The organism is Paracoccus sp. 22332 (assembly GCF_052045125.1).
Lineage (GTDB): Bacteria > Pseudomonadota > Alphaproteobacteria > Rhodobacterales > Rhodobacteraceae > Paracoccus > Paracoccus haematequi_A.
Genome location: NZ_JBQEOI010000141.1, coordinates 1 through 521, shown reverse-complemented (window position 1 = coordinate 521; position 521 = coordinate 1). Strand labels below are relative to the sequence as shown.

1 protein-coding gene and 1 pseudogene are annotated in these 521 nt (G+C 67.2%); both read left to right on the top strand.

Annotation, left to right across the window (positions count from 1 at the left end; all coding sequences use genetic code 11):
* Window positions 1-354: arsenic resistance protein (locus ACTJI6_RS24245; RefSeq protein WP_440804351.1), on the top strand; the 354-nt coding region annotated here is incomplete at its 5' end.
* A pseudogene (locus ACTJI6_RS24240) lies at window positions 351-521 on the top strand (arsenical resistance protein ArsH); the annotation flags it as partial. The gene ACTJI6_RS24245 and the pseudogene ACTJI6_RS24240, both read left to right, overlap by 4 nt.

Genomic DNA, 521 nt, shown 5'->3' with positions numbered 1-521 from the left:
TTCAGCCTGAAGGGCGGCGACGTGGTGCGCCTGCCGCTGGATGCGCTTCGGATCGCTGTTCCGCTGGTGCTGTATTTCGCCATCCAGTTCCTGGTGAGCTTCGCCATGGGCCGGCTGATCGCCAGGGACTACCCGCGCACCACGGCTATCGCATTCACTGCCGCCGGCAACAATTTCGAACTGGCGATTGCCGTCGCCATCGCGGCCTACGGCCTGGCTTCCCCGGTCGCGTTCGCGGCCGTGATCGGTCCGCTGGTCGAGGTGCCGGTGCTAATCCTGCTGGTCAACGTCGCCCTGCGGCTTGGCGACCGCTGGTTTCCCAACGATGCCATGCTGAAGGAGGCCCGCGCATGATCCCCGACCTGCCGAACCTGTCGCCCGAGGCCATCCGCCAGCCGGACCTTCCCCCGGTTCCGCGCGCAACCCATCCGCCGCGCATCCTGCTGCTCTATGGCTCGCTGCGGGAACGCTCCTACAGCCGCTTTGCCACGCTGGAGGCCGAACGGCTGCTGCGTCACTTC